Raw genomic sequence first — 15397 nt, 5'->3', positions numbered from 1 at the left:
CTCCTCACTAAACATCTACTTTGCCAAGCAGGTAGCTGTGGTTAGCCATGACATAGTTAATAATCGTCGCTTCATCAGCGAGCGACTCTGGCATGTCCACATTGCCCTGCTCATTAATCCGGAAGGAATAAATCTCACTTTGGCTACGGACCAGTACTTCATCACCTTCGACGAAGAAACCGGCATTGGTGCTGTTGGTAAAGTCTTCACGCAGGTTGAACAGCGTGAACTTGTCTTTGTACGGCTTGCTGTCCCATGGGCAGAACTGGGCACAGTTACCACACTCGTTACAGTACGCATCGAGGTGTAGGGTCTGGAACTGGTCACGGAAGCCCGGAATTGGCAGCGAAATGTTGGCACGGTTCGGACACACATCCACACACTTGCTACAGATGTAAGAACATTCCAGACAACGTTTTGCTTCCTGCTCGATAAATTGCTCGCGGTCTGCTTCTTCCAGCTTGTTGGCTTCAATCAGCTTGACCTGAATATCACCCTTACGGGCATATACTGCCTCTACCCTAACATCGGATTTCGCTTCAAGCTGCTCATCGGCCTGTGCTTCACGGGCCAAGATAGTGGTTGCCGCCTTACGACCACCAGAAATTGCCGATACGATTGATGAAGGGCCGGTGTGGGCATCACCCATCAAGAACACATTCTCTACCGCAGTCTCACAGCTTTCACGGTCAACAACCGGCCAGCCATCTTCGCCCATAGGGATACCCATTCGGGAGAGGACATCGCAGTTGGACTGCTCACCGACAGCCGTAATCAAGGCATCAACCTGAAGATCAACAGTCATATCTGTTGCGACAGGACGGCGACGGCCTTTCTCATCAGGTTCACCCAACTCCATCACGCGCGCGGTCAGTTTGCCATCGGCATCGAACTGCTCTGGGTTGGTTAGGAACATGAACTGAACGCCATCTTCCACAGCTTCTTCGTACTCTTCCTTGTAAGCTGGCATTTCCGCGATAGTACGGCGGTACAGGATAGTGACCTTCTCAACGCCATCCACTTTCAATGCAGCGCGGGCACTGTCCATTGCGGTGTTACCGGCACCGACAACCGCAACGTGTTTGCCAAGCTTGAGTTCTTCGCCGTCATTGAAGCTGCGTAGGAATTCCAATGACTTGTAGATATTGGTGTTATCACCCGCCAATGAGATTGGGTTGCCTTTATCAGCACCTATGCCCAAACAGACATACTTGAAGCCGCTCTGCTTGAGCACATCGACGGTCAGATCCGGGTTGCAGCCGTATTCGATATTGACGCCGTGATCCCTGACAAACTGGATATCGTGCTCAATGGCCTCGGCTGGAATACGGAACTGAGGAATAATGTTTTTCACTACCCCACCAGCGTTTTTCTCTTTCTCAAACACCGTCACCGGATGGCCAGCACGTGCCATGAAGTAAGCTGCAGATAAACCAGCAGGACCGGCACCAATCACCGCCACAGGATGTTTGGCTGTATCTAGGCTTGGCTCATGCCACTTGGCTTTGTACTCATCCCAACCTTTGGCGAGGGCGATTTTCTTCATTTCACGGATATTCAACGCCCCTTCGTAGTCACGACGGGTACAGTTGTACTGGCACTGGTGATCACAGATATGGCCTGTGATAGAAGGCAAGGCGTTGCGCGCATAAATCACTTCAAGCGCTTCGGTGTACTTGTGCTCACCCATCAGACGGATGTACTCAGGAATATCCTGACTGATCGGACAGGCTGTGACACAAGGGGCAACATAACAGTCGGTCAGCGGAACCGCTTTCTTCACACTGATTTCTTCAGGTCCACGCCACTCTTTCTGGACGTATTCGGCATCAAGCGACTTCGCTGCCAACGCTTCTAGCTTGACCAAGTCCACTTTGCCCATGCCCCACTCATCGCTGCCTTCTAGCTCTTTGGCACAATCAGACAGGCGAAGGTAACCACCCGGCTTAAGCAGATCCGTTGCCATGGTGATAGGACGGATACCTGCGTCGAAGATCTCTTTGATGTTGAATTTGCTCGCACCGCCCGAATAAGAAATAGGCAAGGTACCATTGAATTCGCGGGACAGTTCCAGAGCGACATTAATTGAAAGCGGGAACAATGCACGGCCAGACATGTACATTTCTTTGTCTGGGAGGCGGCCTTTCTTGTTGATAGTCCCTAGGGTGTTGGTAAGTTTAACACCAAAGCCAATGCCCTTCTCTTTACCCAAGTCTACCAAGCGGTGCAGCATAGCTTTGGCATCATTGATTTGCAGGTCGTGGCTGAAAGACTCTTCGCTCAGTGCCACATAATCAAAGCCTGCATTGTCGAGGATGCCGCGCACACGCTCAAAGCCCAATAGGGTTGGGTTTAGCTTAACAAAGGTATTGATACCCTTGTCTTCAATCATGTAACGGCAGATAGCTTCGATTTCGTGTGGAGGGCAACCGTGCATGGTGGATAGTGTCACACCACGGGTAAGCTGGGCAGGGATCGCTTCGACCATAGCATTGAGATGATCCACTCTATCTTCAAGCTGGTATTCGCGAATGAACTCAGGATCCTGGATAAAGGTTTTCAGCTCGCTGATGTAGGCATGGAAACTTGGGTGCTCGCTAGAGTCGAGCATATCGTGAATGTATTTCTGCATCGGCGGTGTTTGGATCCCTGACAGATCGTAGCCGACACTCATGTTAAAGATGAAAGACTTAGCTTCGCCATCGGTTCTTGGCGCGAACACTTCTTCTAGCAAGTGGAGGGCAATCCACGCTTTAAGGTATTCATCATAAGCTTTAAGCAGGGTGAATTCTGTCGACCATTCGGTATTGAAACACTCATCCTCAGCATCGATACACGGTTTGGCAATCTCCAGCTGATCAAGCTTCTGGACTGTTTTCAGCTCCATAAAGCGGCCGCCTGCAAGCCAAGAGGTAATGATATTCTGGGCTAACTGGGTGTGTGGGCCAGCGGCAGGACCAACAGGGGTTTCACAATACTCTCCCCAAACCGCCAGTGATTCTTTGCTTGCTTTGCGGTAGAACTGCTTCTCTGGAATACCGAAGATAGATTTGCTCTGCTTGTATTCACTAAACATTCGGTTAAGTAGCTCACCGAACGGAACGGGGCGCATGATATCTCCCATGATAGATCTCCTTGATGCTTTTCTTGTTCTTCTAGGCACATTAATTTGCGCAATGTGTAGGGCTAATAGTTTGAAAATTAGTTAATGGCTAAAGAGCAACTACTGAGCCAAACTTTTTCAGCCCCGCCAAAACCTGCGGTTTTATTAATGAATTTCGTGAGCAAAGTCGAAAGTTCACTGCTTTTTGTGACAGGTGACAAACAAACAAATTTATAGAGAACAAGAAAAGCTCAAACAATAATTCACGCCAAATGAGGATGATTATTGATTAGAAGGAAATTGCTATCATATTAATAAAAAGCTATCAGTTTGATATCAACTATTATGATAGAAATTATCGACCATGAGAAAATAACTATATGATAAAAATAAAATGGAAAATGTGAGAAAAATGTAATCTCAATATCAGATTGATAATAAGCCTATTATCAGCTATCAAGTTGATAGCACTATTGTGACACTGCACGCAACTCTTCATAAGCTTGCGGTGTATCGACATCTAAATATATTTCGTCACAGTCCAACCCCAAGTACTTCACCGGATAGCGGAAGATAATCTTCTTCATCGACGCATGAATATTGGCATTGAGCACCATGTTCTTCAGTCGGCAAGGGATCAACACCGGATGCCCTGGCTTTACGGCAGTACCGGGAAAAACCGTGCAGCCGCCTCTTTCAAACCATACCTCACGGAAAATATGCGGCGGAACGCAAGGCATATCACCATGGGTAATAAAGAAATAGTCGCTCTCTACATGGCGGACTCCCTGCTGGATTGAACTAAACATACCAGCCTTATAATCTTCGTTGACGACTATCTTGACCCTTGGATCATCTTTATATTTTTCAATAAGTTCTGCTCCACGATAACCAACGACCAAAATAACCCGACGACAAAATGAGAGCGCATTTTCGATACTTGCATCAAGGATTGTGTACTGCTGGTAAGGTAGCATGAGTTTCCAGTCCCCCATCCTTGAAGACAGGCCCGCTGCAGGCATAACGCAATCCAAGCGTTCGGGACGTAACGATTTATCCATCACTGAACATACTCCTTTATTGATATTTATGGTGGTCGTATGGTTAATAACACACAGACACGATTAATAGAGCAAACTCCAGACCAGTTTATCCTGTCTGAGTTATACCAATACCATTTAACTGCTGAAACTAACCCATTGTTCATTACTCTGGTCGGCGGTGGTGGCAAAACTTCGGCCGCTTTTTGGCTGGCAAGAAAATTTAAACAGTGGGGCCACGCAGTCTGCATAACAACGACAACTAAAATGTATTTACCTGATGCCGAACAAACTGACTATATTCTTCCCTTCGATGCCATGTACTGCAATAAAAAAGAAAATGAAAAAAACTTAAAAGTACGTAATGAAGCTTTAGCACAAGACGCCTTTTCTTTTTATGATCCAACAATCACTTTTTGCTACAAATCGTTATTAACTGACCATTTGAAAACTACCCGGCTGAAAGTATCTGGGTTATCTGAAAAGGAGATAAAAAAGCTCGAAAATGACTTCCCCTTCACAGTTTTTATTATTGAAGGCGACGGTTCACACTCACTGCCAATAAAAGCCCCTCACGGGCATGAGCCTTGCATTCCGAGTTACTCGGATATGGTGATTGGTGTCACCGGCGCAGAGGCTATCAACCATAAGGCGATACCTGAACGCATCCACCGCTGGCCGGCTTTTTCAGCCCTTACACAGTGCCAGCCCGGTGATGTGATTGATGCCGACGTATTACAACCGCTGATTTCTCACCCGCTGGGGTTATTCAAATCAAGCCCAAAAACAGCGAAACAGGTGTGGCTGATAAACAAAATGGATAAAGCCAATGATACCCAAGCAGTGAGTCACATAGCAGAAGAGGTACTGGTGAACAGCCCACAACTCGATACGGTTTGGCTGGCAGAAATGCAGACGGAAGCACCAATCAAGAAAGTCATTTTGAAGGAACAAGTAGCCAATGCCACTGAGGCATAGCCGCTACCTGACTTCGTCAGTACAGAGGTCATAGAACATGAATATCTTTGCCAAGGCAGCCAAATTAGAACAAGACAACGTCCCTTTTGCCCTTGCCAATATCATTGAAACCCGCGGCTCGGCCCCGCGCCATTCCGGCCAGATGATCGTCAAAGCCGATGGCAGCATCATAGGTACTGTGGGTGGTGGCATGATTGAACGGTATGTTATCGACCAAGCCTTGGAAGCCCTACAAGAAAGGAAACCCCGCGTCGTCAAAGGCCGGATGACCCGAACCGGCCCCGAAGCTATGGGCATGGACTGCGGCGGGGCAATGACAGTATTTGTCGATGTCTATGGCCTGCGTCCTAGCTTGATCCTTATCGGAGCCGGTCACGTCAACCGCGCCGTTGCCCAGGCAGCTCATGTGCTGGGCTTTGATATCTCGGTAGCCGATGCCTATGCCGACAGCCTTGCCGAAGAGCACTTCCCACTAGGCACCAAGCGCCTTCTCGGCGATACCATGGAAGCAGCCATCGACCAACTTGATATCAACAAAGACAGTTATGTGGTCATTGCCACCAACCACCAAGATCAAGATGCCATTTCCAAAGTCGTCGATTGCGAAACCCGTTATACCGGCCTGATGGCCAGCCGCCGCAAAGTCCAGACCCTGTTTACCCACCTGCGCCAAAGCGGGGTTGATGAAGTCAGGATCCAGAATATCCATTCTCCAATCGGTTTTAATATCGGTGCCGAAACCCCCGAAGAAATCGCCATCAGCATTATGGCTGAAATTCTCAAGGTGAAACATGAATCTGCTGGCGGCCAAATGAAAGATGACACCCGCCTCAACCAGAACAAACTGGTGTTGGTACGTGGTGCCGGGGACATGGCTACCGGTGTGGCTGTACGCCTGTTCAATGCCGGCTACAAAGTCGTTATGACCGATATCGCCAAACCCACCATGATCCGCTGCAGCGTATCGTTCGGCCAGTGTCTGTATGGCGAACCGGTTGAAGTAGAAGGGATCACCGCCTGCAAGGCCAATAACAAAGACGAAGTGTTCGACATTATTGACCGTAACCAGATCCCCGTGGTTGTCGATGAAGATTGCAGCTACGCCAGCACATTGAAACCGACCTTCCTCGTTGATGCCATTTTGGCCAAACATAATGTCGGCACCCAGAAGGACATGGCACCCGTCACTATTGCCCTCGGCCCTGGCTTTACTGCAGGCAAAGATTGCGATGCGGTGATCGAAACCAACCGCGGACACTACTTAGGACGGGTTATCTACCAAGGGGCGACTCAACCAAATACCGGGGTACCTGGCAACATTGCCGGCTATACCCACCAGCGAGTCCTGCGGGCCCCATGCGCAGGCGTTATGCACAGCCACGTCAAATTGGGTGACATTGTCGCCGAGGGTGATGTGATTGCCCACATTGGGGATAGTCCCGTAGTCGCACCTCTAGGCGGTATGGTACGTGGATTACTGAATAACGGCCTCACTGTTCGCGAAGGCTTCAAGATAGGCGATATCGACCCTCGTGGCGAAGAAGCAGATTACACCACGGTGTCTGACAAGGCCCGGGCAATTGGCGGCAGTGTGCTAGAAGCCATGTTACATCTGGAGCAGCACAGAATGAGTTAACCCCAAACTCACCTCCAACCGCTTCAAATAGGGTGATTCAGAAGCGGTTGCAGGGACAGTTACAGTCTGGCTTGAGGGATTCAAGCCAGACAAATTTACCAGCTAAGGTTCCCCCCCACTGCATTCGCTGCTGATGAGGTAAACCAACTGCTGGGCACTACGACAGGAAGAGATCAAATTATGAAAACTAGAGGCTATTTCCATCATTTTGTTACCTCCTTTGTGCTGATGTGCGCTGCGGCACTCACCGTCAAAGGCTTCTTCTTACCAGAACACACCGGTTTACTGCTTACCGATACCGGTATCGTCCCCGCCATGTATGTCGAACCTATCGCTTTCGCCATCCCATTGGCGCTTGGGATCAGTGCTCTGACTGCCTACTTGGGCATCACCACCTTACTTCCTGTTGTTGTAGGCTTCGGCATCCATATTGCCCTGTCGGGGCTGGCGCTTTATCAAGGCCTGCATTTTGATTGCGGTTGCTACCTGCCAGGTTCGGTACAGTCAGATGTCTACAGCACTCTAGAGCCTCAGTTTCTCATCATGCTGCTTGTTCTTCTTGTTTCGGCAGCGCTTTATTACTTCAACAACTTGGCTAGCCACCGCCCAGTCACACCCGCGGTGTGATATAGCGAAATAGCCTAATTTTCATAAGGATACGTTCATGATAATGAAAAAAGTCGGACGCAGTTTTTGGCTTAACCTATTTATTCTCGCCAGTGCATTGTTAATCCTGCCGTTTAGTGCCAATGCCGCCCTGTTTGGTGGCAAGTTCAAAGCAGAGGTAGAAACCGAGCAGGTGGCTATCAAGCTCCATAAAGATACCCTCGCTGGTGGCTACCAACTTGTCGATACCAACGGGGTCAAAACACTGATCGAGCAAGACAGCAACGTGATGATCATCGATGCAATGCCGTTCAAAGACAGCTACAAGAAAGAACATATCCCCAGCGCCAAACAGTTTGAGTTCCCAATCCCTGATATGCCCGAATGGGACCCAGCATTAACTGACCAGCAATCTGTCGAGGATTTCACCAAACTGCTAGGCGAAGACAAAGATAAAACCTTGGTCTTCTATTGCGGGTTCGTGAAATGTGGCCGCAGCCACAACGCAGCAACTTGGGCGGTGAAACTTGGTTACACCAATGTCTACCGCTACCCTGGTGGTATCTTTGCGTGGAAAGGTGCGGGCTTTAAAACCTCTTCACTCTAATACCTCTCATAGTAAAACCGGTTAGCTTTAAACCTGTTCGAATTTATTTATTCGCAGTAAAAACTAAAAAGGCTGAATCTTGATTGAGATTCAGCCTTTTCGTTTAGATGAAAGCTTGCCTTACTGGGCCTTCATTGCCAGACGCTTAGCCGCCGCACTATGGCGTGCCATCAGATCATCGAGATCAACACCCAGAACCCGGCCATCCAATACCCGCCACTTTCCAGCGACCATCACTCTATCAGCCTGCTGGGCACCACAAAGCAACAAAGCGGCTAATGGATCATGGCTACCAGAGAAACGGATATCATCAAGCTTGAACATCGCGATATCGGCTTGCATTCCCACCTCTATTTTACCTATATCATTGCGCCCCATCGCAGTCGCCGAACCTGCGGTTGCCCAACTCAAGGCATCGAAGTGTGTCACCTCGGCTGAGCCATATCGTAAGCGCTGCAAATACATCGCCATACGTACTTCGGCTATCATATTAGAACCGTCATTAGAGGCCGAACCATCGACACCGAGGCCGACTTTGGCACCTGCCGCTTCCAACTCTTTGTTGCGGCAAATTCCCGATGCCAGCATCATATTCGATGTCGGGCAGTGGCAGATCCCCACCTGTGCCTGCCCGAGGCGGCGCACCTCCTCGTCGTTAAAATGGATACCGTGGGCCAGCCATGTACGCTCATGAAGCCATCCGACCTCTTCCAGGTAATCCACCGGCCGGTAACCGAACCGCTCGAGGCAAAACTGCTCTTCATCCTTGGTTTCACACAAATGGGTATGTAGCATCACTCCATGCTGGCGGGCTATCTGCGCCGTCTCTTTCATCAGTTCGGTTGTCACCGAGAAGGGTGAGCAAGGAGCCAGTGCAATCTGCACCATGGCACCATCATCCGCTTGATGATACTCACGAATTAAACGCAGGCTATCGTCGATGATGGCTTCTTCCGACTGGATAGTATGCTGTGGCGGCAACCCACCCTGTTCTTCACCCAAGCTCATCGAACCACGGGTAAATATCGCCCTTACGCCCAACTTCCGGGCCGCTTCAACCTGAATGTCGATGGCGTTTTCTAACCCGAGTGGTAATAGGTAGTGGTGGTCTGATGCGGTAGTACAACCTGACATCATCATCTCGACCAGTGCCACCTCGGTGGCTACCTGCATCATCTCTTCGTCCAATCCCGCCCAGACCGGATAAAGGCACTTAAGCCAGTGGAACAGCTCTTTGTTGAGGGCGCCAGGATAGGCACGGGTCAAGGTTTGGTAGAAGTGATGGTGGGCATTGATAAGCCCAGGGGTGACGACATGCCGACTGGCATCGATGGTGACATCTATTGGTACGGAAGGCAGTTGTCCCTGTGACAGGGTTTCAATGATGCGGTTACCCTTGATAACCAAACCGCCTTGGGCATTTTTTGTATTGGCTGTGAAAATAGCCAGAGGATCTTTAATCCACGTTGTTTCCATCCATAATTTTCCTTAGCCTTCGCAACCATTTCAGGGGAGAAGGACTTTGTTTGGGTTGTTTTTGAACACAAAACGCATATTTGAAAATCATCTCTATATTACCGTCAGCATCCTTGCAAAGACGTTACCAACTCCACGAAAACGCTTCTAAGCTACTGATAATAAAATACCCACAAGGCATCAAGCTCGCCCAGTACAACTCTCATTACCATTTTGAGACTATCAAAATGATACCCTCAGGAAATAAATGAAAATAAGTCTTATTTATCAACATTATAAAGAATTTTGATTTTTGATGCTCCTCTCAGCGAGCAACAATATGCTCACTAACACGACAAACTTTCCCCCTTGAGTTCACACTTTTGCCTGACAAATCAAACTACCGCTTTGTTGTGGCCTGATTAATGCCTTTATAGCTGGGTCGAAGTCACTATGAAATATCGCTAACTCACTATCAATTTCGCGTAATTTCCTAGTTTGTCATCCTCGATGCAGCAATTTATTTAGCACATTGTTTGTCATTGGTAGATCGTCGTCGCCAATGTAAGAGGGAGTGTTTAATGACGCGTTTCAATCACGTAGGCCACAGCCTACCCCGCGTAGACGGCCAAGCCAAAGTCACTGGTACGGCCATATATGGAGATGATATTACAATGCCCGGCATGCTGTATGGTGTGTGTCGCTATACCGATATCCCGGCGGGCAAAATCCTTGGCATAGACACATCTGAAGCTGACGCCATCGAAGGCGTAGTACGGATAGCCACTTTCAAAGATATCCCCGGAGATCCTACAACAGGGGTTATCATTCGCGATTACCACCCAATTTGTAATGATCAGGTTCGTTACAGCGGCGATGTTGTCGCTATCGTTGCTGCTGAAAGTTATGAAGCAGCCTGTCTGGCGGCCGATAAGATCAAAATCGATTACCAGCCATTTACTGCTATCGGCAACGTGCATGACGCACTCGCCGACGGCGCTCGCCTGATCCACCCCGAAACCGGCTCCAATGTGGTCAACCGCCACCATACCGAAAAGGGGGACGCCGAATCCGCCATTGCTGATGCCGATATCGTCCTTGAGCATACTTATCAGGTCGGCTTCCAGGAGCATGCTTATATTGAACCTGAATCTGTTACCGCTTATATAGACCCCACCTCGCGTGATTTGGTCGTAACCGGCTCTATCCAGAACCCGCACCGGGTCAGAGGCTTTGTCGCCAGTTTTATGGGCATTGACCAGGCCAAGGTCAATGTGAAACGGGCTGTAATGGGCGGCTCTTTCGGCGGCAAGGATGATGGTGTTGATCACCTTTCTTGCCGTGCCGCGCTGCTCGCTTCTATCACCGGTCGGCCGGTGAAGTTTTCCTATACCCGCGAGCAGTCAATCATCGAAAGTACCAAGCGCCACCCCTACCACATGAATTACAAGGTCGGGGTCAGCAAAGACGGCAAGATCCAAGGCATGAAGGTCGATATTCTGGCTGATGCTGGGGCCTATGCCGCCTGTACGCCTTTCGTCACGTGGCGTTCGGTGGTTCAGGCAGCCGGCCCCTATGATATCGAGCACGTTCGCGTCGATATCAAAGGCGTTTACACCAATAACAGTATGTCCGGTGCAATGCGGGGGTTCGGCTCGCCGCAAATCATCTTTGCCAATGAATCCTTGATGGATGAGATCGCCAAGGCCAGCGAGCTTGATCCCGTTCAGGTCAGGGAGCGCAACGCGCTGCGCCAAGGCAGCCGGAGTATTACCAATCAGGTCTTTGATAACCACAATGTCTCGGCGATTGAAGTCCTCGACAAAGCGACCCAACGCAGTGAATTCAGGGCCAAGCGCGAACATTATGCGCAGTTGAATAACCAGCCGGGCCATATCAAATACGGCATCGGACTGGCGCTGAGCTATCGCGGATGTTCAATGGGGGCCGAAGGGGTCGACACGTCCAGTGCCTTGGTAACCGTTAACAGCGACGGCAGTGTCAACGTCTCAACTGGGGTGTGTGAAAACGGACAGGGACTACAAACGACGATGGCAGCCATCGCCGCCGAGGTGTTGGGCTTACCTGTCACCAAGGTGACATTTGTCGAACCACCGACGTCTTTGATTGCCGATGGCGGTCCGACTGTGGCATCAAGGGCGACCGTTACCGGTGGTAACGCGGTGAAAGACGGTGCCGAGCAGATCAAACAGCGCATTTTCGAGGTGGTCAAAGAGCAACTCTGCGCCACCAGCATCGATGATACTCTGTGGGCCCATGGCGAAATCTGTAACCGCCACGCGCCGGACAAGTCCATCAGCTTTGCCGAAGCGGCCAATGCAACCAAGTGGGCAGGGGTCAACTTAGCGGCCTATGGATGGTTCGACCAACCGGCAATCCATTGGGATGAAGAAAAAGGCACAGGCTCACCTTATTTCACTTGGGTTTACGGTTGCCAAATCGTCGATCTGAAAGTCGATACCAGCACCGGTAAAATCGACTTGCTCGATGTGACCGCCGTCCACGATGTCGGTCAAGTTATCAACCAGATCGGTTATGAAGGACAAGTCGCCGGCGGTATTGCCCAGGGTGTTGGCCTTGGCATGCTGGAAGACTACAACATCGAACACGGTCAGGTGAAATCGGAAAACCTCGATAGCTACTTGTTGCCAACTATCAAGGATATTCCTTCGCTTTCTATCCATGCGGTGGAAAATGTCGACAACGGTGGGCCTTTTGGTGCCAAGAGTATCGGTGAGCCGGCAGCCGAACTTGCCGCCGCGGCGATAACCAATGCGGTCGCCTTTGCCACGGGCACACGCCATCGCCAATTACCGCTCACCCTTGAGCAGGTCGTACTGGGTTATAACCTCAAAAAGCCTGCCCGCCAGAGCGAATTGCTCCATGCGTCTGCCGAAAAAAAACAAACCCATCGACTTAACGGGTTCACGGTGAAAAACCCAGAGTCACTGGCTGCGGCACTCGAAATGCTTGATGACGGCAATGCCATGCCTTTGGCCGGTGGCACCGACGTGATAGTCCAGGGTCGATTGCAGAACGAACCACGTAGCTTGGTGAACATTGCCAAATTACCGGAACTATGCCAGATCGAACGCTGCGGTAGTGAGTGGCATATCGGCTCGGGAGTGTGTTTCAACCACCTCACCGAACATGCCGACATCAAACAGCTCTACCCTTTGCTTGCTGAGGCATGCCATACCATAGGCTCGCACCAGATCCGCAACCGGGCTACCGTCGGCGGCAATATCGTCAATGCCGCACCCTGTGCTGATTCCGTTCCGCCATTGGTGATCTATGACGCCAGAGTGGTTCTGCAGAATAAAGCCCAGACAAGGGAGCTTCCGATCAGCGATTTCATCACAGGAGGCTACCGGACCGAACTACAACCGGGCGAGTTGCTAACCAAGGTGATCCTTCCTATCCCAAGCTCGGCTAAGCACAATCCTTCCGGGCGTATCCAACAATACCGCCAGCTCGGCAGACGTAATGCACTCAACATTACCCGCCTGAGCCTAAGCTGCCTGATGGAGCGTGATGACAACGGGGTGATCACAACTTGCCGCCTTGTCGACGGTGCCCTGTTTAGCAAACCGCAAAGGCTATATCCGGTTGAGCAAATCCTGCTCGGTCACCCTCTTAACAGCGAAAACATCGACAGTGCTTGCCAAGTGCTTGAAGCGATGATCGATAAGGCGATAGGTGGCCGCTGGTCTGCCGCCTACAAGCAACCGGTCTATCTCAATATGTTCCGCGATCTTATGAACGATATTCGATATCAGCAATCCCATCAGCCACTACAAGGAGAAGTGCAATGAGTCTGCTTGCTGAAAACCTGATCCCATTGTCACTCTCGGTTAACGGCCGCTCCTATCAGTTGTCTGTCACAGGCAATACCCGTTTGCTTGATTTGCTGCGGCAAGATCTCGGGCTGACGGGGACCAAGGAAGGCTGTGCCGTTGGCGAATGTGGCGCCTGTACTGTTGTGATGGATGACGAAGCGGTTTGCTCGTGCATGATCCTGGCCGCCCAATGCCAAGACAGGCAAATCGTGACCATCGAAGGGCTAAAGGACGATCCGTTAGCCCAGCAACTGCAGCAATCCTTTATCAAGCGTGGTGGTGTGCAATGTGGTTTTTGCACGCCCGGCGTCCTGATGAGTACCTGGGCCTTGCTGAAGAAGTACCATCGCCCAAGCCAACAGCAGGTGTTAGATGCCCTCGAGGGCAACCTATGCCGCTGTACGGGCTATCAACCCATCCTGAATGCCATCAATGCTGTTATTGAAGACATCACCCCGTAAGTCTTTCTCCCCTGCCTAACCTGCAGGGGAGCTTTTTTATCCAAGATTACATGCTGTTGTACATAAGGATTGAACAATGCAGTTACTCTACCAAGTCAATGAACAGCCCCCCAAGGGGGTGACCTTTTTCCTCGCCCTGCAACATATGCTCGCCTCCATCGGGGGCATCGTCGCCGTCCCCTTGATAGTCGGCGGTGCAATTGGCCTGCCCGAACCGGACATCGTTACCCTGATCAGCGCTGCCCTATTTGTCTCCGGCCTCGCCACTATTGTCCAGTGCCTCGGCTTCGGCCCAGTGGGTATTAGGCTGCCCGTGGTAATGGGAGCAAGCTTTGCTTTCCTCGGCCCTTTGATTGCTATCGGCCAGACCGGAGGGATGTCGACGATACTCGGCGCCGCCTTCGTCGGCTCGTTCTTTGTTGTCCTCGCCAGCTTCTACATGGATCAAATCCGCAAACTCTTTCCCAACCTTGTCAGTGGCGTGGTGGTCACCCTTATCGGCCTGACTATCTTGCCGGTAGCGATGAATTGGATCGGCGATGCTCCGGCAGGCGACCCAAGTTTTGCTTCCTTGCCCAAGGTGTTCCTTGCTGCAGCATCGCTCGCTGTAGTTATCGGCGTCTCGGTATTCTGCAAAGGTGCCATCGCCGCCTCGGCTATCGTTATCGGTTTAGCCGCCGGTTACATCATGGCTATCCCACTTGGTATGGTCGACTTAACCCAGCTGTATGAAGCCGATTGGGTTGCCGCACCAGAACCCTTCAAATACGGCATGACCTTCTCGCTTCCTGCCATTATCAGCATGACCTTGGTCTATCTGGTGGTAGTTGCCGAGGCGACAGGGGATTTCATGGCGCTGGGCAGCAACTGCCACGTCGAGGTATCAGGGAAAGATCTTAAGCGCGGATTGCTCGGCGATGGCCTTGGCAGTACCTTTGGCGCGATGTTTTCTGCCATGCCAGTTGCCAGTTTCAGCCAGAATGTAGGGATTGTTGGGATAAGTGGTGTTGCGAGCCGTTATGTGGTCGCGCTGACTGGCTGCTTGCTCGTTGCCGGGGGCCTATTCCCGAAACTAGCAGCACTAGCTGTTACCGTACCGAAGCCCGTGCTTGGTGGGGTTGGTTTCGTCATGTTCGGCATGATTGCCTATGCGGGGATTCGGATGCTGCTTAAAGCGGCCGACTCACGGCGAAATGCCCTAGTGGTTTGTGTTGGTCTCGCATCGGGCATGGCTGTGACCCTTGAGCCCAACTTGCTCCAGCACTTTCCCGATTCACTAAAAACGGTGTTCCACTCAGGGATCACCACCGGCACCCTCGCAACAATCGTGCTAAACCAGCTACTGCCAAAAAGTAAAAAAAGCACCGACGATGCGAAAGTGACAGCCAAAAGTATACTTATTAAACCCGATAAGCGTGCCGCCCAGCTCGTGGCTGCGAAAGCCCGCCGCGCCGAGCAACTTGCCGCATCGAAATAACTGACTTCCTATTGTTGACGTTATATCGATGATTAAACAGGCTCCCAAAGGTATCTCTGGGAGCCTTTCTTCAAATCACTCAATATGAAATAAAGCGCACTATTTCGTCTATTGAAAACATCCTGTCATAAAGCCTACCTACAATCCCCATGCTTCTTAAGCCAAGTGGTCTGA

General features: G+C 50.6%; 10 protein-coding genes. 7 read left to right on the top strand and 3 right to left on the bottom strand.

Annotated features, from left to right (window positions below):
- Window positions 1-7 precede the first annotated feature (7 nt).
- Together ygfK and mocA are read right to left on the bottom strand one after the other, a co-directional pair.
- Window positions 8-3124: a putative selenate reductase subunit YgfK gene (gene ygfK / locus C9J01_RS19435; protein WP_107299798.1), complete on the bottom strand. Its 3117-nt coding sequence runs from the start codon at window positions 3122-3124 to the stop codon at window positions 8-10.
- Window positions 3125-3573: 449 nt separating this feature from the next.
- Window positions 3574-4164, bottom strand: a complete 591-nt coding sequence (gene mocA, locus C9J01_RS19430; RefSeq protein WP_107299797.1) for a molybdenum cofactor cytidylyltransferase — start codon at window positions 4162-4164, stop codon at window positions 3574-3576.
- A gap of 39 nt (window positions 4165-4203) precedes the next feature.
- Between mocA and yqeC the strand changes: the two genes are divergently transcribed.
- From yqeC to C9J01_RS19410, 4 genes are all read left to right on the top strand, one after another.
- A complete protein-coding gene (gene yqeC, locus C9J01_RS19425; protein WP_107299796.1) occupies window positions 4204-5121 on the top strand; it encodes a selenium cofactor biosynthesis protein YqeC in 918 nt (305 codons plus the stop codon).
- Window positions 5122-5158: 37 nt separating this feature from the next.
- On the top strand, window positions 5159-6757 hold the full coding sequence (yqeB, locus tag C9J01_RS19420; protein ID WP_107299795.1) for a selenium-dependent molybdenum cofactor biosynthesis protein YqeB: 1599 nt from the start codon (window positions 5159-5161) through the stop codon (window positions 6755-6757).
- A gap of 180 nt (window positions 6758-6937) precedes the next feature.
- Entirely contained in the window at window positions 6938-7384 is a 447-nt protein-coding gene (locus C9J01_RS19415; RefSeq protein ID WP_107299794.1) for a MauE/DoxX family redox-associated membrane protein, read from the top strand.
- A 37-nt stretch (window positions 7385-7421) separates the two neighbouring features.
- On the top strand, window positions 7422-7970 hold the full coding sequence (locus tag C9J01_RS19410) for a rhodanese-like domain-containing protein (RefSeq protein WP_201797845.1): 549 nt from the start codon (window positions 7422-7424) through the stop codon (window positions 7968-7970).
- A 120-nt stretch (window positions 7971-8090) separates the two neighbouring features.
- Here the strand turns inward: C9J01_RS19410 and C9J01_RS19405 are convergent, their stop codons facing one another.
- Window positions 8091-9446 carry an 8-oxoguanine deaminase gene (locus tag C9J01_RS19405; RefSeq protein WP_107299793.1) on the bottom strand — a complete coding sequence of 452 codons (1356 nt, stop codon included), beginning with the start codon at window positions 9444-9446 and terminating at the stop codon, window positions 8091-8093.
- 560 nt (window positions 9447-10006) lie between these two features.
- Here C9J01_RS19405 and C9J01_RS19400 point away from each other — a divergent pair.
- From C9J01_RS19400 to C9J01_RS19390, 3 genes are all read left to right on the top strand, one after another.
- On the top strand, window positions 10007-13261 hold the full coding sequence (locus C9J01_RS19400; RefSeq protein WP_107299792.1) for a molybdopterin cofactor-binding domain-containing protein: 3255 nt from the start codon (window positions 10007-10009) through the stop codon (window positions 13259-13261).
- Window positions 13258-13746 (top strand): (2Fe-2S)-binding protein, encoded by a 489-nt coding sequence (locus C9J01_RS19395; protein WP_107299791.1) that lies wholly within the window; start codon window positions 13258-13260, stop codon window positions 13744-13746. Before C9J01_RS19400 ends, C9J01_RS19395 begins: the two co-directional genes overlap by 4 nt.
- Window positions 13747-13822: 76 nt before the next feature.
- Complete coding sequence (locus C9J01_RS19390; RefSeq protein ID WP_107299790.1) at window positions 13823-15223, top strand: nucleobase:cation symporter-2 family protein; 1401 nt, start codon at window positions 13823-13825, stop codon at window positions 15221-15223.
- Window positions 15224-15397: the final 174 nt, after the last annotated feature.

This window comes from Photobacterium rosenbergii (genome assembly GCF_003026455.1).
GTDB classification, from domain to species: Bacteria; Pseudomonadota; Gammaproteobacteria; order Enterobacterales; family Vibrionaceae; genus Photobacterium; species Photobacterium rosenbergii.
The sequence above is the reverse complement of the archived record's forward strand: the minus strand, read 5'-3'. Positions and strand labels throughout refer to the sequence as shown.

Bases quoted from the DNA above. Each gene is read 5' to 3' on its own strand.
- mocA (WP_107299797.1), bottom strand. From the start codon at position 4,164: ATGGATAAATCGTTACGTCCCGAACGCTTGGATTGCGTTATGCCTGCA.
- C9J01_RS19415 (WP_107299794.1), top strand. From the start codon at position 6,938: ATGAAAACTAGAGGCTATTTCCATCATTTTGTTACCTCCTTTGTGCTG.
- C9J01_RS19410 (WP_201797845.1), top strand. From the start codon at position 7,422: ATGATAATGAAAAAAGTCGGACGCAGTTTTTGGCTTAACCTATTTATT.
- C9J01_RS19405 (WP_107299793.1), bottom strand. From the start codon at position 9,446: ATGGAAACAACGTGGATTAAAGATCCTCTGGCTATTTTCACAGCCAAT.
- C9J01_RS19400 (WP_107299792.1), top strand. From the start codon at position 10,007: ATGACGCGTTTCAATCACGTAGGCCACAGCCTACCCCGCGTAGACGGC.
- yqeB (WP_107299795.1), top strand. From the start codon at position 5,159: ATGAATATCTTTGCCAAGGCAGCCAAATTAGAACAAGACAACGTCCCT.
- yqeC (WP_107299796.1), top strand. From the start codon at position 4,204: ATGGTTAATAACACACAGACACGATTAATAGAGCAAACTCCAGACCAG.
- C9J01_RS19390 (WP_107299790.1), top strand. From the start codon at position 13,823: ATGCAGTTACTCTACCAAGTCAATGAACAGCCCCCCAAGGGGGTGACC.
- ygfK (WP_107299798.1), bottom strand. From the start codon at position 3,124: ATGGGAGATATCATGCGCCCCGTTCCGTTCGGTGAGCTACTTAACCGA.
- C9J01_RS19395 (WP_107299791.1), top strand. From the start codon at position 13,258: ATGAGTCTGCTTGCTGAAAACCTGATCCCATTGTCACTCTCGGTTAAC.